16 protein-coding genes are annotated in these 19,849 nt (G+C 50.7%); 10 read left to right on the top strand and 6 right to left on the bottom strand.

Features of this window, described 5'->3' with window-relative positions:
- Positions 1-2 precede the first annotated feature (2 nt).
- Positions 3-2,120: a bifunctional 23S rRNA (guanine(2069)-N(7))-methyltransferase RlmK/23S rRNA (guanine(2445)-N(2))-methyltransferase RlmL gene (gene rlmKL / locus M2371_RS08300; protein ID WP_115629763.1), complete on the bottom strand. Its 2,118-nt coding sequence runs from the start codon at positions 2,118-2,120 to the stop codon at positions 3-5.
- 109 nt (positions 2,121-2,229) lie between these two features.
- Between rlmKL and M2371_RS08295 the strand changes: the two genes are divergently transcribed.
- Complete coding sequence (locus M2371_RS08295; RefSeq protein WP_259267441.1) at positions 2,230-3,342, top strand: YcbX family protein; 1,113 nt, start codon at positions 2,230-2,232, stop codon at positions 3,340-3,342.
- Here the strand turns inward: M2371_RS08295 and zapC are convergent.
- Both zapC and pyrD read right to left on the bottom strand, forming a co-directional pair.
- On the bottom strand, positions 3,339-3,881 hold the full coding sequence (gene zapC, locus M2371_RS08290; RefSeq protein WP_034494349.1) for a cell division protein ZapC: 543 nt from the start codon (positions 3,879-3,881) through the stop codon (positions 3,339-3,341). The genes M2371_RS08295 and zapC overlap by 4 nt on opposite strands.
- A 164-nt stretch (positions 3,882-4,045) precedes the next feature.
- Positions 4,046-5,056: a quinone-dependent dihydroorotate dehydrogenase gene (gene pyrD / locus M2371_RS08285; RefSeq protein ID WP_259267440.1), complete on the bottom strand. Its 1,011-nt coding sequence runs from the start codon at positions 5,054-5,056 to the stop codon at positions 4,046-4,048.
- Between the two features lie 247 nt (positions 5,057-5,303).
- Here pyrD and ssuE point away from each other — a divergent pair, with 247 nt between their 5' ends.
- Genes ssuE through ssuB form a run of 5 tightly spaced genes read left to right on the top strand, consistent with a single transcriptional unit; the run spans position 5,304 to position 9,554 of the window.
- On the top strand, positions 5,304-5,879 hold the full coding sequence (gene ssuE, locus M2371_RS08280; protein WP_259267439.1) for an NADPH-dependent FMN reductase: 576 nt from the start codon (positions 5,304-5,306) through the stop codon (positions 5,877-5,879).
- Positions 5,872-6,840: a sulfonate ABC transporter substrate-binding protein gene (locus tag M2371_RS08275; RefSeq protein ID WP_259267438.1), complete on the top strand. Its 969-nt coding sequence runs from the start codon at positions 5,872-5,874 to the stop codon at positions 6,838-6,840. Before ssuE ends, M2371_RS08275 begins: the two co-directional genes overlap by 8 nt.
- Positions 6,837-7,982, top strand: a complete 1,146-nt coding sequence (ssuD, locus tag M2371_RS08270; protein WP_172894989.1) for an FMNH2-dependent alkanesulfonate monooxygenase — start codon at positions 6,837-6,839, stop codon at positions 7,980-7,982. The genes M2371_RS08275 and ssuD overlap by 4 nt, the downstream gene beginning before the upstream one ends.
- Before the next feature lie 10 nt (positions 7,983-7,992).
- Positions 7,993-8,784, top strand: coding sequence for an aliphatic sulfonate ABC transporter permease SsuC (gene ssuC, locus M2371_RS08265; RefSeq protein WP_172894991.1), 792 nt, complete (start codon positions 7,993-7,995; stop codon positions 8,782-8,784).
- Positions 8,781-9,554 (top strand): aliphatic sulfonates ABC transporter ATP-binding protein, encoded by a 774-nt coding sequence (gene ssuB / locus M2371_RS08260; protein ID WP_259267437.1) that lies wholly within the window; start codon positions 8,781-8,783, stop codon positions 9,552-9,554. The genes ssuC and ssuB overlap by 4 nt, the downstream gene beginning before the upstream one ends.
- A 71-nt stretch (positions 9,555-9,625) precedes the next feature.
- Here the strand turns inward: ssuB and pepN are convergent, their stop codons facing one another.
- The gene (pepN, locus tag M2371_RS08255; protein ID WP_259267436.1) at positions 9,626-12,238 is read right to left on the bottom strand and encodes an aminopeptidase N; all 2,613 of its coding nucleotides are present in this window, start codon (positions 12,236-12,238) and stop codon (positions 9,626-9,628) included.
- A 267-nt stretch (positions 12,239-12,505) separates the two neighbouring features.
- On the opposite strand from pepN, the gene pncB reads away from it, so the two are divergent.
- The 4 genes from pncB (at position 12,506) to M2371_RS08235 (ending at position 18,441) form a co-directional block, all read left to right on the top strand.
- Positions 12,506-13,708 (top strand): nicotinate phosphoribosyltransferase, encoded by a 1,203-nt coding sequence (gene pncB / locus M2371_RS08250; protein WP_259267435.1) that lies wholly within the window; start codon positions 12,506-12,508, stop codon positions 13,706-13,708.
- 175 nt (positions 13,709-13,883) lie between these two features.
- The gene (gene asnS / locus M2371_RS08245) at positions 13,884-15,284 is read left to right on the top strand and encodes an asparagine--tRNA ligase (RefSeq protein WP_034494341.1); all 1,401 of its coding nucleotides are present in this window, start codon (positions 13,884-13,886) and stop codon (positions 15,282-15,284) included.
- Between the two features lie 596 nt (positions 15,285-15,880).
- Positions 15,881-17,062, top strand: coding sequence for a porin (locus tag M2371_RS08240; RefSeq protein ID WP_269474334.1), 1,182 nt, complete (start codon positions 15,881-15,883; stop codon positions 17,060-17,062).
- A gap of 188 nt (positions 17,063-17,250) precedes the next feature.
- Positions 17,251-18,441: an amino acid aminotransferase gene (locus tag M2371_RS08235; protein ID WP_259267434.1), complete on the top strand. Its 1,191-nt coding sequence runs from the start codon at positions 17,251-17,253 to the stop codon at positions 18,439-18,441.
- A gap of 59 nt (positions 18,442-18,500) precedes the next feature.
- Here the strand turns inward: M2371_RS08235 and M2371_RS08230 are convergent, their stop codons facing one another.
- Positions 18,501-19,148, bottom strand: a complete 648-nt coding sequence (locus M2371_RS08230) for an MBL fold metallo-hydrolase (protein WP_034494338.1) — start codon at positions 19,146-19,148, stop codon at positions 18,501-18,503.
- A gap of 40 nt (positions 19,149-19,188) precedes the next feature.
- Positions 19,189-19,737, bottom strand: coding sequence for a YcbK family protein (locus M2371_RS08225; RefSeq protein WP_172894998.1), 549 nt, complete (start codon positions 19,735-19,737; stop codon positions 19,189-19,191).
- Positions 19,738-19,849: the final 112 nt, after the last annotated feature.

Genomic DNA, 19,849 nt, shown 5'->3' with positions numbered 1-19,849 from the left:
AATTAATCCTTGGCTACGTGAGTAACGAGCCAGCAGTTATGAATTTGGCGATTACGGGCAAAGTCTTGCGACAGGGTTTTCTGCGTGATTTCCTGAGCGCTCAGGCCCAGGTTAGCTAACCCGTCAAAGTCCATTTTGAAGCCACGTTTGTTGTTGGAGAACATAATGGTGCCGCCCTGACGCAACAGGCGCTTAAGGTCTTTCATCAGCACGATGTGGTCGCGCTGGACATCAAAAGATTCTTCCATACGTTTTGAGTTTGAGAACGTCGGCGGATCGATAAAAATCAGATCAAACTGTTCATCGGTTTCACGCAACCAGCCCAGGCAATCAGCCTGCACCAGGCGGTGCGCACGGCCACTCAAACCGTTAAGACGCAAGTTACGCTCAGCCCACTCCAGGTAAGTACGAGACATATCGACGGTGGTCGTCGTTTTAGCGCCACCTAACCCTGCGTGAACTGTCGCGCTGCCGGTATAAGCAAACAGGTTAAGGAAATCTTTCCCTTTGCTCATTTTGCCCAGCATTTGACGCGCGATACGGTGGTCGAGGAACAAACCGGTATCAAGGTAATCCGTTAGATTGACCCACAGACGAGCGTTATATTCGCTCACTTCCATGAAGTCACCCTTCTCATCCATTTTCTGATACTGACTTTTCCCTTTCTGACGTTCACGGGTTTTCAGGATCAGTCGGTTGGATGGTAATTCCAGTACAGACATTGTTGCAGCAATCACATCAAACAGACGCTGGCGCGCTTTGTTGGCATCCACGGTTTTCGGCGGCGCATATTCTTGAACCACAACCCACTCGCCGTAGCGGTCAACAGCAACGTTATAGTCTGGCAAATCGGCATCGTAAATTCGGTAGCATTCGATGCCTTCCTGCCGCGCCCATTTGTCGAGTTTTTTGATATTTTTGCGCAGGCGGTTTGCGTAATCATCAGCAATCTGGCCTGATTGCGCACCCGTGCTGGTAGCCGATAATTGATAGTTTTTCTGCACACAATCCAGTGGGCCGTTCTTCGCTTTAAACTGACGTTCGGCACGCAGTTGCAGGCAGCTTAGCAAATCTGGGGATGCGCTAAACAGTGATAAATTCCAGCCGCCAAAATGGTTTTTCATATTGCGGCCAAGCAGACTGTGCAACGCAATCAGCGCAGGCTCACTATCCAGACGCTCACCGTACGGCGGGTTACTAACAACCGTACCAACCGGACCTTCTGGCAGCGGGTTGGTCAATTTAGCCACGTCTTTGACTTCATAGCTGATAATATCGCCCAGACCCGCACGACGGGTATTGGCGCGCGCGCGTTCGATAACCCGAGAGTCATTATCCGAACCATAGAAACGCGAAGTGTATTCACCCAGACCTTTACGCGCACGAACCTGCGCTTCGGTGGTGATCTCTTTCCACAAATCGACATCGTGATTCGCCCAGCCCAGGAAACCCCAGTGCTTGCGATGCAGACCCGGAGCGCGATCGGTGGCGATCATTGCCGCTTCAATTAGCAGCGTGCCGGAACCACACATCGGATCGAGCAACGGAGTACCCGGCTGCCAGCCAGAACGCATCACAATAGCGGATGCCAGCGTTTCTTTAATAGGCGCGGCGCCAGTGCTATCGCGGTAGCCGCGTTGATGCAGGCCTTCGCCACTTAAATCCAGTGCAATGCTGGCGGTGTCTCTATTCAACCAGACGTTAATACGCAGGTCTGGTTGTTCACGTTCGACGTTTGGACGAGGCAGATTTTTGCGCGTGAAGGAGTCAACAATCGCATCTTTCACTTTTAGCGCACCGTACTGGCTATTACGGATAACGTCGTTCAGACCGCTGAAATGCACTGCAAAGGTCGCATCCGGGCCAAACAGCGCAGGCCAGTCGATGGTCTGTACACCGAGGTACAAATCCAGATCGCTATAAACACTGCATTCGTTTAAAGGCAGCAAAATGCGGGACGCAAGGCGGCTCCACATCAGGCTTTGATAGAGCAGACGTGAGTCCCCCTGGTAATGTACGCCGCCCTGAACCACCTGGCATGCTTGCGCACCAAGGCCCTCCAGTTCAGTTTTTAATAGCTCTTCAAGCCCACGCGCCGTACTGGCAAACAGAGAATTCATATCGTCACTTATCAGGTGTTAAAAGAAAATTGTGGCGCATTATAGCCAATCCGCCACGCATGTCATAAAGTTGGCTTCTTATTATTTTTTTACGGGCAAGGAGGACGCCATGATTAGCCTGTCTCAACTTTTTATTCACCCGGTGAAATCAATGCGCGGTCTTGCCCTCTCTCATGCGCAGGTAACCCCAAGCGGTTTGGCCTTTGATCGCATCTTTATGGTGACAGAACCTGACGGCACTTTTATTACCGCACGTACTTCACCGGAAATGGTGCTGTTTACTCCAGCAATCACTCACGATGGTTTGTTCCTGAGCGCACCAGACGGCAGCTCCGCCACCGTGCGTTTTGCGGATTTTCAGCCTCAGGCTGAACCGACCGAAGTCTGGGGGAATCACTTCACCGCGCAAATCGCGCCTGATGAAATCAACCAATGGTTGAGCGGCTTTTTTTCTCGCCCGGTTCAATTACGCTGGTTGGGTGAATCCTTAACGCGCCGCGTAAAACGTCATCAAGAAGTCCCTTTATCTTTTGCCGACGGCTACCCTTTCCTACTGGCTAACGAAGCGTCACTGCGTGATTTACAGAACCGCTGCCCGGCAAGCGTCAAAATGACGCAGTTTCGCCCGAACATTGTGGTGACAGGTGCGCAAGCCTGGGAAGAAGACACCTGGCAAGTGGTGCGAATGGGTGGTGTGACGTTTGATGTCGCCAAGCCTTGCAGCCGTTGTATTTTGACAACCGTCAGCCCGGAACGTGGGCGTAAGCATCCGAGTAGCGAACCACTGGCGACGTTGCAAAAATTCCGTACAGCGCTGGATAATGGCGATGTTGATTTTGGCCAGAATCTCATTGCTCGTAATAGCGGCGTGATTCGTGTCGGGGATGAACTTCAGGTGTTAGCGACTAAGCCCGCCAAAATTTATGGCGCCGGGGCGGTGGCAGAGTTACTCGAACCTTTCGAGCAGCAAGAGAGCATGGTCGCCATTGACTGGCAGGGCCAACAGTTCCGCGGTAACAATCAGCAAATTTTGCTCGAACAGCTAGAACAACAAGGCATCCGTGTACCCTATTCTTGCCGGGCAGGAATTTGTGGAAGTTGCCGAATTAAGTTGGTTAGCGGAGAAGTCAAAGCGTTGAAGAAAAGCGCGATCAATGACGACGGAACAATTCTGTGCTGCAGCTGTATACCGGCGGGCGATGTGGAATTAGCGGGAAATTAAACCGCCTGATCGAGGTTAAGGTCGTTGCTTAACGGTTGCGGCCTTAATCTGTCATTCATCACTTTTATTGCATCACCCAACTGCATCGTGCGGCCAGCCAGTTGTAGACCCGGTTGCGCCAGTAAGCAGAGTGCCGCGTTGTCACCTGTTTCGACCACCAGCAGATTCACTTGCTGCATATCATCGCTTAACCACACACAAGCGGCGTCGCCAGGAATCGGCTGCCAGCAATCACCGTGAGACATAAAGTGCCAGCTTTTTGGCATTTGCGGCTTGAGGTAACGAATCGCCACCAGCGCATTTAATACCAGTTCCGCGCGTTGTTCTTTACTTAAAACCAGGTCGCGACATTTTTCTTCAAAAGAGAAAAAAAGCGCGGCATCGTCGACACAAAATCCAGTATTTTCAAAGGCATCAGGAGTAAGCATTTTACGTGGGAAACGCGAACGGAAAAGCATACCATTGGCTAAATCGAGCATCATACGATCGTGCTCTTCGTCATAATACCAACGCCAATTATCGTCCGGTTTAATCCGCATAATTATTACCTTCTCTCTTCTTCCCGCGATTAAAAATATCCTTATCGCCGCTTCGTAAATGAACACATTAATAAAAGACCAATATGTTCAAATTAGCAACAGTGATGGAATATAAAACAACCGGAGCAGGAAATAAAGCTCCGGTTGTCTGGAAAGTAAAATGATTACAGACCTGAAATGATTTCTTTAATCAGCGGTGGGCCTTTAAATATGAAGCCGGAATATATTTGAACCAGTGAAGCGCCAGCCGCCATCTTCTCACGCGCGGCAATCACTGAATCAATCCCACCGACGCCAATAATCGGCAAGCGACCATTTAATTCTTGCGACAGGCGGCGAATAATTTCGGTACTTTTTAACTGAACCGGGCGACCACTTAATCCACCCATTTCATCGCAATATTTCATGCCCTGAACCAGGCTACGATCCAATGTGGTATTGGTGGCAATTACCCCATCAATATTATGGCGAACTAAACTATCAGCCACCTGGATCAATTCTTCTTCAGAAAGATCCGGCGCGATCTTCACGGCGACCGGCACATATTTATGGTGCAATGTCTGAAGTTCCTGCTGCTTATTTTTAATCGCAATTAAAAGATCGTCTAAGGCTTCGCCGTATTGCAGCGTACGTAATCCAGGGGTATTTGGCGAAGAAATATTGATCGCGATATAACCCGCATAGGGATAAATTTTATCCATGCAGATCAAATAATCGTCTTTGCCTTGCTCAACTGGAGTGTCTTTATTTTTGCCGATATTGATGCCCAAGACCCCATCGAAATGAGATTTTTTGACATTCTCAACCAGGTTATCAACCCCGAGGTTATTGAACCCCATGCGGTTAATTAAACCTTCAGCTTCTACCAGACGAAAAATGCGTGGCTTATCATTTCCAGGCTGTGGGCGAGGCGTGACGGTGCCAATTTCAATGGAGCCAAAGCCCATGGCACCCAGCGCATCAATGCACTCACCGTTTTTGTCCAGACCTGCGGCCAGACCCAATGGGTTCTTAAACGTCAGTCCCATGCACGTCACAGGTTTTGACGGCACATTTTGCCGCACCAGCCATTCGAGAGGTGTACCTGTTACACGACGCAATTGCTGAAATGTCACTTCATGAGCGCGCTCTGGATCGAGCTTGAATAGGGCTTTACGAACGAAGGGGTAGTACATGAACTCTCCTGGATTCCCGGTATGCAAACCGGGGCAGTATTATTAACGATAACGCCCCTGAATGGAATTGACCTGCAACAAAAAACACCGAATCAACGCAAACGTTTTCTTCTCTTTGTCCTTTATGCGATTTCTGGCAAATGAAAACCAGATAAATCATTTAGTGGAATAACACTTCTGCGCGAATATCACACTCAATTGTTATCAATGTTACCTAAAAGCAAACATTTAGTTATAAGGAAACAATATGCGTGTGATAACCCTGGCTGGAAGCCCGCGCTTCCCCTCTCGTTCCAGTGCGCTGCTGGAATATGCCCGCGAAAAATTAAGCGCTTTGGATATCGAGGTATGTCACTGGCATCTAAAGAACTTCGCTCCAGAAGATTTGCTGTACGCCCGTTTCGACAGCCCGGCACTGCTCGCGTTAATTGAACAATTACAGCAAGCCGATGGGGTGATCATCGCAACTCCTGTCTATAAAGCTTCGTTTTCCGGTGCGCTAAAAACCTTGCTCGATCTGCTGCCTGAACGCGCGCTGGATAAAAAAGTCGTTCTGCCTTTGGCAACTGGCGGCACCGTGGCACATATGTTGGCGGTCGATTACGCCTTAAAGCCTGTGCTTAACGCCCTGAAAGCTCAGGAAATCCTTCATGGCGTATTTGCCGACGACAGCCAAATTGCGGATTACCAGCACAAACCGGTGTTCAGCAATAACTTACAACAGCGTCTTGATAGCTCGCTGGAAACGTTCTGGCAGGCACTGCACCGCCGGGAATTTATCGTCACCTCCCCTTTTAAGGCGCAAGGAGTTGCCCATGTTTAATCTGCTAAAACGAACCGCGCCCTGGCTGATGCTGACTGGCGCTCTGAGCCTCAGCGCCACCCTGCACGCCGCAGAAACCGGGCCAGAACAGTTACGCATCGGATATCAAAAAGGTTCTGTGAGCATGGTGCTGGCAAAAAGCCATCAACTGCTGGAAAAAGAGTATCCGCAAACCAAATTCCAGTGGATTGAATTCCCGGCTGGCCCGCAAATGCTGGAAGCGTTGAATATTGGCAGTATCGATCTGGGCAGCACCGGTGACATTCCGCCAATTTTCGCCCAGGCGGCAGGCGCAGATCTTGTGTATGTCGGTTCTGAACCGGCAAAACCAAAAGCCGAAGTGATTCTGGTGCCAGAGAACAGTCCGCTTAAAACCGTGGCCGACCTGAAAGGGCATAAAATCGCTTTCCAGAAAGGGTCCAGTTCCCACAACCTGGTATTGAGAGCGCTACAAAAAGCCGGGCTGAAATTTACTGATGTTCAGCCAGCCTATTTGACGCCTGCCGATGCTCGCGCCGCATTCCAACAAGGCAACGTTGATGCCTGGGCAATTTGGGATCCGTATTACTCCGCAGCACTATTGAACGGTGGCGTACGTGTGTTAACCGACGGCAGCGAGCTGAATCAGACGGGCTCTTTCTATCTTGCTTCACGCTCTTATGCCGAACAAAACGGTCCGTTCCTGCAACACGTTCTGAAGACCTTTAGTGATGCCGATGCGTTAACTCGCACCCAACGTGACGCAAGCGTTGCGCTACTGGCAAAAACCATGGGACTGCCGGAAAACGTGATTGCTACCTATTTCGATCATCGCCCACCAACGGTGATTACACCTGTCAGCGCCGAGACTGCGGCAAAACAACAGCAAACCGCAGATCTGTTTTATGACAACCATTTAGTGCCTAAGAAAGTCGATATTCGCACCCGCATCTGGCAACCCGCTAAAGGAGATAAATCATGAGTCTGAATATGTTCTGGTTCTTACCTACCCATGGCGATGGCCATTACCTAGGCAGCAACGACTCAGCGCGTCCGGTTGACCATGGCTACCTGCAACAAATTGCCCAGGCAGCAGACAGAATCGGCTTTACTGGTGTACTGATCCCAACAGGGCGTTCTTGCGAAGATGCCTGGCTGGTTGCCGCCTCGATGATTCCGGTGACGCAGCGTTTGAAATTCCTGGTGGCACTGCGCCCAAGCGTAACCTCGCCAACCGTGGCAGCACGCCAGGCCGCAACACTTGACCGGCTTTCCAACGGTCGCGCTTTATTTAACCTGGTCACGGGTAGCGATCCGGAAGAGTTAGCGGCAGACGGCGTGTTCCTTAATCATCAGGAACGTTACGAAGCTTCCGCAGAATTTACCCACATCTGGCGGCGCTTGCTGGAAGGCGAAACGGTCGATCACGAAGGCAAACACATTCAGGTTAAAGGCGCGAAACTGCTGTTCCCGCCAGTACAACAACCGCGTCCACCGCTCTACTTTGGCGGCTCGTCAGATGTGGCGCAGGATTTGGCTGCCGAACAGGTGGATCTTTATCTCACCTGGGGCGAGCCACCGCATTTAGTGAAAGAGAAAATTGAGCAGGTTCGTGCTAAAGCCGCAGCACATGGGCGCACCGTTCGTTTCGGTATTCGTCTGCATGTGATTGTGCGTGAAACAAATGAAGAAGCGTGGGAAGCCGCTAATCGCCTGATTTCCCAACTTGATGACGAAACGATCGCCAAAGCACAGGCCGCTTTTGCGCGCACGGATTCCGTCGGCCAACACCGCATGGCGGCGTTGCACGGTGGCAAGCGTGACAATCTGGAAATCAGCCCTAACTTGTGGGCGGGCGTTGGTCTGGTGCGTGGCGGTGCAGGCACCGCGCTGGTTGGCGATGGCCCGACGGTGGCGGCACGTATTAATGAATACGCGGCACTCGGTATCGACAGCTTTATTTTCTCCGGTTATCCGCATCTGGAAGAGGCCTATCGCGTCGGCGAACTGCTGTTCCCACATCTCGATGTTGCGATTCCACAAATTCCCCAACCGCGCCAGATTCATGAACGGGGCGAAGTGGTGGCGAATGACTTCATCCCGCGCAAAGTCGCGCAAAGCTAAGGAGCCGCCAATGACCCCATCAACGCACAAACTATTGTTGAGACTGGCTCCGTGGGCGCTGCCCGTTGCGGTTATCGTCATCTGGCAACTCTCTTCAAGCGCAGGCTGGCTCTCCAGTCGCATCCTCCCTTCTCCGGAAGGGGTAGTTCTCGCTTTCTGGAGTCTTTCAGCCAGCGGTGAATTGTGGCAACACCTGGCGATTAGCTCATGGCGTGCGGTGATCGGTTTCAGTATTGGTGGCTCTCTTGGGTTAGTGCTCGGGCTGATAAGTGGCCTGTCACGCTGGGGGGAACGTTTGCTGGACAGTTCGATTCAGATGCTGCGTAACGTTCCGCACCTTGCGCTTATCCCGCTGGTGATTTTATGGTTCGGCATTGACGAATCAGCGAAGATTTTCCTGGTCGCACTTGGCACGTTGTTCCCGATTTACATCAATACCTGGCACGGTATCCGTAATATCGACCAGGGTCTGCTGGAAATGGCACGCAGCTATGGGCTGTCTGGTTTTAGCCTGTTTGCCCAGGTCATTCTCCCCGGTGCGCTGCCTTCAATTATGGTCGGGATTCGCTTTGCACTTGGTCTGATGTGGCTGACGTTAATCGTGGCCGAAACTATTTCGGCCAATTCGGGAATTGGCTATCTGGCGATGAACGCCCGCGAATTCTTGCAAACCGATGTCGTCGTTGTCGCCATTATTCTGTATGCCCTGCTCGGCAAACTTGCCGATATTAGCGCGCAATTACTTGAACGTGTCTGGCTGCGCTGGCACCCGGCTTATCAGTTACAGGAGGAGAACGCATGAATACCGCTCGTTTAAATCAGGGTACTCCCCTACTACTGAACAACGTGACTAAACGTTACGGCGATAAAACGATTCTTGATGAACTCGAATTGCATATTCCCGCCGGGCAGTTTGTTGCGGTTGTTGGGCGCAGCGGCGGGGGGAAAAGTACGTTGCTGCGTTTGCTGGCAGGGCTGGAAAACCCTAACGGTGGTTCGTTAATTGCCGGAAACGCCCCGCTACGCGAGAGTCAGGATGAAACGCGTTTGATGTTCCAGGATGCACGCCTGCTGCCATGGAAGTCAGTGATTAATAATGTCGGCCTGGGACTGAAAGGGAACTGGAAAGAGGCAGCAACGAAAGCGCTGGAAGCGGTTGGGCTTGCCAATCGTGCTAATGAATGGCCGGCCGCCCTGTCCGGCGGCCAGAAACAACGTGTGGCGCTGGCTCGGGCGCTGATTCATCGCCCACGCCTGCTGTTGCTCGATGAACCATTAGGTGCGCTCGATGCCCTGACGCGCATTGAAATGCAGGAATTGATTGTCTCTTTATGGCAGGAACATGGCTTTACGGTGCTGCTGGTGACGCACGATGTTAGCGAAGCCGTTGCGATGGCGGATCGCGTGTTACTGATTGAAGAAGGAAAGATCGGTTTGGATCTGACGGTGGATTTGCCTCGCCCACGTAAGCTCGGCTCTGTCCGGCTGGCTGAACTGGAAGCGCAGGTGTTAGAGCGTGTGATGAAGCGGCAGGTTGTTGAAGAACCGGAGCGCGTGGTGCGCACCGGTTAGATTTATTGCCCTCACCCCGACTCCGAATAATCCCCTCTCCCTGAGGGAGAGGCTTAGGGTGAGGGTGGTTTTTAAGCCAGTGCTTTAGAAATCTTCTCGAACAAATCGCCCGACAAATTCTCCAGCCCTTTCAGCTGTTCCAGCGCTGCACGCATCATGTCTTGACGTTTCTCATCGTAACGTTTCAGGCGAATCAACGGCTCAATCAGACGTGAAGCCACCTGCGGGTTACGGTGGTTTAGCTCACTGAGCATTTCCACCATAAACTGATAACCGCTGCCATCAAGCGCGTGGAATGCGGATGGATTAGCGGCTGCAAAAGCACCAATCAGCGAGCGCACACGGTTCGGGTTGCTCATGCTAAATGAACGATGGTTCAGTAGCTCACGCACTTTGCTCAAGGTGTCTGCTGCTGGGCTGGTGGCTTGCAGTACAAACCACTTGTCCATCACCAGACCATCCTGATGCCATTTCTCATCAAACGCAGCCATCAATTCTGCGCGACATGGTAACTGCGCAGCAACAGACGCGGCCAGGGCGGCGATAGAATCGGTCATGTTATCAGCGCTTTGATACTGATTACGCACCAGTTGTTCCGCAAGATTTTGCTCGCCAAACGCCAGGTAACGCAGGCAAGTATTGCGCAGCGCACGTTTGCCGATATCCGCATGCTCGACACGATAAGCATCAAGTTTGTTCGCGTTATAAACTGCCAGGAATTCATCCGCCAGTTCGTTTGCCAGCGTGCGTGTTAAGGCTTCATGCACGGCGGCGATCGCTTGCGGATCGATTTTCTGGAACAGTTCGGCAATTTCGTTCTGCGAAGGCAGCGTCAGAATTTCTGCCGCCAGCGCCGGGTCGATTTTCTCATCCAGTAGAATCGCGCGGAACGCATCAGCCACGTGCAGCGGCAGCGACAACGGTTGGCCCTGTTGGCTGCGGTTGACGTTCAGCTTGATGTACGTTGCCAGCAGACTTTGCGCCGCATCCCAACGGGAGAAATCGTTACGCGCATGACGCATCAGGAACGTCAGTTGCTGGTCACTCCATTTATATTCCAGTTTCACCGGCGCTGAGAATTCACGCAGCAATGACGGAACCGGCTGGAAATAAACGTTATCGAAAACAAACGTCTGCTCTGCCTGCGTCACATTCAGCACGTGGTGAATCGGGTGGCCGTTTTTCTGCAATGGAATCACTTTGCCTTCGTTGTCATACAGTTCGATATCGAACGGGATGTGTAACGGATGCTTTTCCTGTTGCTCGGCGGTAGGCGGTGTGTGCTGGCTGATGGTCAGCGTGTACAACTCGGTTTCCGGGTCGTAGTCATCACGCACGGTGACGACTGGCGTACCGGCCTGGCTGTACCAACGGCGGAAGTGAGACAAGTCAACGTTTGACGCATCTTCCATCGCCTGCACAAAATCATCGCAGGTCGCCGCACTGCCATCATGGCGTTCAAAGTAAAGTTGCATCCCTTTCTGGAAGTTCTCTTCACCCAGCAAGGTGTGCAGCATACGGATAACTTCAGAACCCTTTTCATACACGGTCAGCGTGTAGAAGTTGTTCATTTCGATAACTTTATCCGGACGAATCGGGTGTGCCATCGGGCTTGCGTCTTCTGCAAACTGCGCGGCACGCATGGTGCGCACGTTCTGAATGCGGTTGACCGCGCGTGAACCGAGATCGGAGCTAAATTCCTGGTCGCGGAACACGGTCAGCCCTTCTTTAAGGCTTAACTGGAACCAGTCGCGGCAAGTCACGCGGTTGCCGGTCCAGTTATGGAAATATTCGTGGCCGATAACACGTTCAATATCGAGATAATCTTTGTCAGTCGCCGTTTCAGCTCGCGCCAGCACATATTTGGAGTTAAAGACGTTAAGCCCTTTGTTCTCCATCGCGCCCATATTGAAGAAATCAACGGCGACAATCATGTAGATATCGAGATCGTATTCGAGACCGAAACGGGTTTCGTCCCATTTCATCGAGGCTTTCAAAGAGGTCATCGCCCAGCTTGCGCGGTCGAGATTGCCACGGTCAACGAACAATTCCAGCGCCACATCGCGACCGGAACGCGTTTTGAAAGTATCACGCAGGACGTCGAAATCACCTGCCACCAGCGCAAACAGGTAGCAAGGTTTCGGGAACGGGTCTTGCCACTGTACCCAATGATGGCCGTTATCCAACTCACCTTCGGCAATGCGGTTGCCGTTAGATAACAGGAAAGGATATTTGGATTTGTCGGCAATGATTTTGGTGGTGAAACGCGCCAGAACATCCGGTCGGTCAAGATACCAGGTAATATGGCGGAAACCTTCTGCTTCACACTGGGTGCAAAGCGCATCGCCAGAAAGGTAAAGCCCTTCCAGCGCGGTGTTGGTCGCCGGGCTGATTTCATTAACGATAGTCAGCGTGAAGGCTTCTGGCAGTGATTCAATAATCAATGCGCCCTCTTCCTGGCGGTAATCTTCCCAGGCGGCACCATTCACATCAATTGAAACCAGCGTCAGGTCTTCGCCGTCAAGACGAAGTGGCGCGTCTGCTGCGCCCTGGCGGGTAATCTGACTAATAGCAGTGACCAGGGTTTTTGTGGCATCAAGGTCAAAGGTCAAATCGATATCGGTAATCGTGTAATCCGGCGCACGGTAGTCGTGGCGATATTTGGCTTGTGGCTGTTGTGTCATAAAAAACCTTATATATCATCCGTAAGTTTTCGGGGTTCAGTCTATTCCTGTTGCCCTAATGTTGCCACGCAGAATCATCATCTTTTCTGGGCTTCTCACGCGAATTGCTACATTTTTATAACAAGCGGCACGAATTGCCATCGACCAGAAAGTGTCCGTGTGTTGTGATCCGGGTTTAATAAACAGATAATCAGGGTATACTCCTGCGTCTTTTATCTGCTTAGCCCTTGATGGAAACGCTCCTGTGAGAGGATGCTGCAACGCGCCATGACACGACACGCTTCCCCGATTTTGCAAACGCTTCTGGATACTGACGCCTATAAGCTTCATATGCAGCAGGCGGTATTCCACCGTTATCACGACGTGAGCGTCGCCGCCGAGTTCCGTTGCCGTGGTGACGACCTGCTGGGTGTCTATGCCGATGCCATCCGTGAACAGGTGGATTTCATGCGCCACCTCACGCTCAACGATGAGGAGTTCGCATTCCTTGAAAGTCTGCCATTTTTTGAAGCAGATTATCTCGCGTGGCTGCGTACTTTCCGCTACGACCCCGCGCAAGTTCACATCAGCAATAATAATGGTCATTTAGACATTCGTCTGACCGGTTCGTGGCTGGAAGTGATTATGTGGGAAGTGCCCTTGCTGGCGGTTATCAGCGAGGTGGTGCATCAGCATCGTTCGCCGGGCGTGACCCCGCAAATGGCACTCGACAGTCTGGAAAGCAAACTGGTTCAGTTCAAAGAACTGACGGCGCAGGTCGATCTCTCTGCATTCCGCCTGATGGACTTCGGCACCCGCCGCCGCTTCTCGCGTGAGGTGCAAGAGGCTATCGTTACCCGTCTGCAACAAGAATCGTGGTTTGTCGGCACCAGCAATTATGACCTGGCGCGCCGCCTGGATTTAACGCCAATGGGCACGCAGGCTCATGAATGGTTCCAGGCGCACCAACAAATCAGTCCGGTTCTGGCAAACAGTCAACGCGCAGCACTTCAGGCCTGGCTTGACGAATACCCTGACCAACTCGGTATTGCGCTAACCGACTGCATCACGATGGATGCTTTCTTACGTGACTTTGATCACTCGTTTGCCAGCCAATACCAGGGGCTGCGCCATGATTCCGGGGATCCGGTTGAATGGGGTGAGAAAGCTATCGCGCATTACAAGAAGCTGGGCATTGATCCCAAAACTAAGGTATTGGTGTTCTCAGACAATCTCGATTTGCCAAAGGCAGTTGAGCTGTATCGTCATTTCTGCGACCGCGTCAATCTGAGTTTTGGTATTGGTACACGTCTGACCTGCGATATTCCACAGGTTAAACCGCTCAATATTGTTATCAAGCTGGTGGAGTGTAACGGCAAGCCGGTCGCTAAACTTTCTGATAGCCCAGGCAAAACCATTTGCCACGATAAAGCCTTCGTTCGGGCGCTGCGTAAAGCCTTCGATTTACCGCAGATTAAAAAAGCCAGCTGATCCTGATAAAACCCATAAACAATATCCAACTTGTTCATGGGTTCTCTTCTTTATTGTATTTCTTCATCTCCTTTGATTTTTCTGCTTGTCTGAAAGCTCGCGACAGGTAACATAGATAACCCCCAATTGTGGGTAATTATTTTTTTGTCACTGACCATTTAATAGAGAGAAAACTATGAGCGTTGTGCCTGTAGCCGACGTACTCCAGGGCCGTGTAGCCGTTGACCAAGAAGTCACCGTTCGCGGGTGGGTGCGTACTCGAAGAGATTCAAAAGCTGGTATCTCATTCCTCGCCGTCTATGACGGTTCCTGCTTCTCTCCTGTACAGGCCGTCATTAATAATTCTCTGCCTAATTACAATGAAGATGTACTGCGCCTGACAACCGGTTGCTCCGTTGTTGTCACCGGTAAAGTGGTTGAATCTCTTGGTCAGGGCCAGAGCTTTGAAATCCAGGCGACCGAAGTCGAAGTTACCGGCTGGGTTGATGATCCTGATACTTACCCGATGGCGGCAAAACGCCACAGTATTGAATATCTGCGTGAAGTGGCTCACCTGCGTCCGCGCACTAACATGATCGGTGCTGTGGCCCGCGTTCGTCATACTTTGGCTCAGGCGTTGCACCGTTTCTTCCACGAGCAGGGTTATTTCTGGGTGTCTACCCCGCTGATTACTGCATCTGATACCGAAGGTGCAGGTGAGATGTTCCGCGTATCTACGCTGGATATGGAAAACCTGCCGCGTACTGAAGCTGGCAAAATCGATTTCGATAAAGACTTCTTCGGTAAAGAAGCGTTCCTGACCGTATCCGGCCAGTTGAACGGCGAAACTTACGCCTGTGCTCTGTCCAAAGTTTATACCTTCGGGCCAACTTTCCGCGCTGAAAACTCCAACACCAGCCGCCACCTGGCTGAGTTCTGGATGCTGGAACCGGAAGTTGCTTTCGCCAACCTCGACGACGTTGCGGGTCTGGCTGAAGCGATGCTGAAATATGTCTTTAAAGCAGTGCTTGATGAGCGCATGGATGACATGGAGTTCTTTGCCGAGCGCGTTGACAAAGATGCAGTGGAACGTTTACAGCGCTTCATCGAAGCTGACTTTGCGCAGGTGGATTACACCGACGCAGTTACAATTCTGGAAAACTGCGGTCAGAAATTCGAAAACCCAGTTTACTGGGGCGTTGACCTTTCTTCCGAGCATGAACGCTATCTTGCTGAACAACACTTCAAAGCTCCGGTTGTTGTGAAAAACTATCCGAAAGACATTAAGGCCTTCTATATGCGCCTTAACGAAGACGGTAAAACCGTTGCTGCAATGGATGTGTTAGCGCCAGGCATTGGTGAAATCATCGGTGGTTCTCAGCGTGAAGAACGTCTGGATGTGCTTGATGCGCGCATGGCCGAGATGGGTCTGAATAAAGAAGATTACTGGTGGTATCGCGACCTGCGTCGTTACGGCACCGTGCCGCACTCAGGTTTCGGCCTTGGTTTTGAGCGTCTGATTGCCTATGTAACCGGCGTTCAAAACGTTCGTGACGTGATTCCGTTCCCACGTACACCGCGTAATGCAAACTTCTAAGATTTGATTTTTACTCAGGCCAGCATTGCTGGCCTTTTTTCTACCTGAAACAAATTCGTCTTTTTTCTTCAACGAAAGTTAAACAAACGTCAATTTCAACCCCATTTCGCAACTCCCCCGTTACTAATTGTGTCTGCGAAACAGACAATCACAAAATAACCCTACTTTTGGCTTGCATCCTCATTCCGAGGATTGACTTAGCACATTTGGATAATTTTCACACAGAAGTCTGGACATCCAAAAATCACTCAAAGAATGTACAAATGTAAGCGAAATATTCACTGAAGTTTAACTTATGCCAATTAAACATAAGTATTTCATATATATAGGATAAGAAAGGTGGAATTTTAGACGAAGCAGCCAGGAAGTTTGAGATAGTTCACAAAGTTCCGTAAAATACACATTTAGTTACACATAGTTTCTTCTTGTAACTCACTCTCGATGTTTGTAGCACTTTCAGGCTAGCGAAACGGTTTCATGGATGGAAAGATGCCTGACAGATACAGAAAGACACCAAACTCTCATCAATAGTTCCGTACAGAATTATTGACGGCAGTGGCAGGTGTTACAAAAAAACCTAATGAGGGTAATAAATAATGATGAAGCGCAATATTCTGGCAGTGTTAATCCCTGCTCTGCTGGTAGCCGGTGCAGCTAACGCTGCAGAAATCTACAACAAAAACGGCAACAAACTGGACTTCTACGGTAAAGCTGTAGGTGAGCATGGCTGGACAACTAACGGCAACAGCACAAACGCTGACTCTACCTATGCTCGTATTGGCTTCAAGGGTGAAACCCAGATCAATGACCAGATGACTGGTTACGGTCAGTGGGAATACAACATGACCGCTTCCAATCCGGAAGGCGCTCAGAGCCAAAACACTCGTCTGGCATTTGCTGGTCTGAAATTTGGCGATGCAGGCTCCCTGGATTACGGTCGTAACTACGGCGCAATCTACGACGTAGCGGCTTATACCGATATGCTGGTTGTTTGGGGTGGCGATTCTTGGGTTGCTACTGACAACTTCATGACTGGTCGTACCAATGGCGTTCTGACCTACCGTAACAGCAACTTCTTCGGTCTGGTTGACGGTCTGAACTTTGCTCTGCAATACCAGGGTAAAAACGATCGTAACAGCCCAGTGACAGTTGAGTACGACAACACTACCGGTACTCCAACGTCAATTTCCCTGAGCGGTAACGGCGCTAAAGCCAACGGCGAAGGCTACAGCACTGCTGTAACTTATGATTTTGCAGAAGGCTTCAGCGTTGCTGCGGGTTATGCGAACTCTGACCGTACCGATGCACAGAAAAATGCATTAACAGCTTCGACTCCAGCTGGTGTTGCTTACAACGGCGGCGCGAGCGGTGATCAAGCTGAAGCATGGTCTACTGCTGCTAAATACGATGCAAACAACGTCTACGCAGCTATCCAGTATGCAGAGACTACCAACATGACTCGCGAAGCAGATGCTAACTTCGCGAATAAAACTCAGAACTTCGAAGCTGTGGTTCAGTACCAGTTCGATTTCGGCCTGCGTCCATCCATTGGTTACGTTCAGTCTAAAGGTAAAGACCTGGTTGCACGTAATGGCTTCGCTGGCGGTAACGCTGATCTGGTTAAATACGTTGAAGTGGGTACCTGGTACTACTTCAACAAAAACATGAACGTATACGCTGCGTATAAATTCAACCTGTTGGATGATAACGCATACAGCGCTGCTACTGGTCTGGAAACTGACGACCAGACCACAGTTGGTATCGTTTACCAGTTCTAATTATCCCGCAACTTTGTTGCAAGGATGATTTAAAAACAGGGCTTCGGCCCTGTTTTTTTATGCCTGAAAAGATGAAAAAAATTACTTGTGACGGAGCCTGTTTCTTTTTGTTGCAAACGGTTGGCATTTGCTAAAACAGCAGTTAACCTGAGAGCGTTACTCCCTCGATATCAAAATGGAAACCCGTCATGTTTGAGAACATTACCGCAGCCCCTGCTGATCCAATTCTTGGTTTGGCCGATCTGTTTCGCGCCGATGACCGTCCGACAAAAATTAACCTCGGCATTGGTGTTTATAAAGATGAAACGGGTAAAACTCCGGTTCTGACCAGCGTTAAAAAAGCAGAGCTGTATCTTCTTGAGAATGAGAACACCAAGAATTACCTCGGTATCGACGGTATTCCTGAATTCGGTCACTGCACCCAGGAATTGCTGTTCGGGAAAGGTAACGCGCTGAGCGCGGCCAAACGCGCCCGCACCGCACAAACCCCAGGTGGCACAGGTGCATTGCGTGTTGCCGCTGATTTCCTCGCTAAAAACACCACGGCTAAACGTGTGTGGGTGAGCAATCCAAGCTGGCCGAACCACAAAAGTGTATTTAATTCAGCGGGTCTGGAAGTTTGTGAATATGACTATTACGACGCGCAAAACCATTCTCTGAATTTCGATGGCCTGGTTAGCAGTCTGCAAGCCGCACAAGCAGGCGACGTCGTGTTGTTCCATGGCTGCTGCCACAACCCAACCGGTATCGACCCAACGTCTGAACAGTGGAAAGTCCTGGCTGAGATGTCTCAGGCTAAAGGCTGGCTACCACTGTTTGACTTCGCCTACCAGGGCTTTGCTCGTGGTCTGGAAGAAGATGCAGAAGGCCTGCGTATCTTTGCTGCAAGCCACCAGGAACTGATTGTTGCCAGTTCATACTCCAAGAACTTTGGCCTGTACAATGAGCGCGTAGGTGCTTGTACGCTGGTTGCTGCGAATGCCGATACCGTTGACCGTGCATTCAGCCAGATGAAGTCAGTGATTCGCGCTAACTACTCTAACCCGCCAGCACACGGCGCATCTGTTGTTGCTACCATTTTGAGCAACGAAGCGCTGCGTACTATCTGGGAGCAGGAACTGTCTGACATGCGCCAGCGTATTCATCGCATGCGCCAGCTGTTTGTGAATACTCTGCAAGAGAAAGGCGCTGACCGCGACTTTAGCTTTATCATCAACCAGAATGGCATGTTCTCGTTCAGCGGCCTGACCAAAGAGCAGGTGCTGCGTTTACGTGAAGAGTTTGGTGTGTATGCGGTTGCATCCGGGCGTGTGAACGTGGCGGGTATGACGCCAGATAACATGGCACCGCTGTGCGAAGCGATTGTCGCTGTGCTGTAAACAAATAGCAGAGACAAAAAAGCCGCTGATTAAAGCGGCTTTTTTTATTTCACCAGGCTTTACCAGACCGGTAATTCGTCTTGCAGGAACGGGTTGTGCAGGCGTTCGTAACCGAGCGTTGAAAGCGGACCGTGACCTGGAATAAACGTCACATCATCACCCAACGGCAGTAACTTACGCTTAATAGAGTCAATTAACGCGGCATGATTGCCCTGCGGGAAATCACTGCGCCCCACTCCGCCTTTGAAAATCACATCACCGGAAATCAGCAACTGAGATTGCGCATCAAAGAATACAACGTGACCAGGCGTGTGCCCTGGGCAATGCAACACCTGTAAGGTTACATTTCCCACTGACACGCTATCCCCTTCATTTAACCAACGATCGGGGGTCAGCGGCAGGCATTCTTCCAGACCAAACATTTGGCTTTGTGCAGGTAATCCCTGCAACCAAAATTCGTCTTCTTTTTCCGGTCCGACAACAGGAACGCCATAAAACTCGGCCAGTTCAGCAGCCGCACCAACGTGGTCAAGATGACCATGCGTTAGCAGGATTTGCGTGAGTTTCACCCCTTTCGCTGCAACTTGCTGTTTGATCTTTTCGGCTTCACCACCGGGATCAACCAACGCTGCCTGTTGAGTTTCTTCACACCAAATCAGTGAACAGTTTTGGCCGAATGCGGTGACCGGGATAATGTGATAGTTCATGACACTCCAATACCGGCAGCAATCGCCGGATTCCGTTGTTTTACCAGTGCCTTAGTGGCCCGGTATCAATATGCACAAAGTTGCTGCGTGGGTAGTATCCTACACCACCAGCGCGCATAGATAATGCTGCTTTGCGAACATTGCTTAACGAAATCCCTTCAATATGGAAATCCATGGCCTGGCCTTTGGTGTGATAGCTCTTTTTAGCAACACCGCGGCTGTGGGCACGTAATTCATTATTGGTGTCGAGCGAACGATAGCCTGATACCAATTGCACCGGTTTGTTGGTCCCCAACAAACCCTGCAAACGATAAAGCTGATCAAACAATTTAGGGTCGATGGATTTCATTTTGTTCGCGCGATAATCACGGAAGAAATGATTAAGCCTTGCTAATTCGTCCTGAATATAGCCTTTACCATCGAAAAATTCGGCTTTCAATGACTCACCTGTGTGCAGGTTATTGAGAGTCAGAATGCGCGGGCGCGGTGTTGAGAGTGTGGCAAACGCTTGCGATGGAAGCAGAGCGGCACCTAAAGCCACGCCACCCAACGCCAGCAGCTTGCGGCGGTTTGCGTCAAATTTGTCCATGATGTCCAGGCCTACAGGTAAAAAACGATCGAATAATATGCACTTCAGGCGCACTGCCGGGAACCTTAACTGCCAAAACAATGCGAGTCAAGGCGCGCTAAACCCAGTAAAA

Source organism: Buttiauxella sp. BIGb0471 (genome assembly GCF_024807715.1).
Classification (GTDB): Bacteria; Pseudomonadota; Gammaproteobacteria; order Enterobacterales; family Enterobacteriaceae; genus Buttiauxella; species Buttiauxella agrestis.
This window is presented reverse-complemented; position numbering and strand designations above follow the sequence as displayed.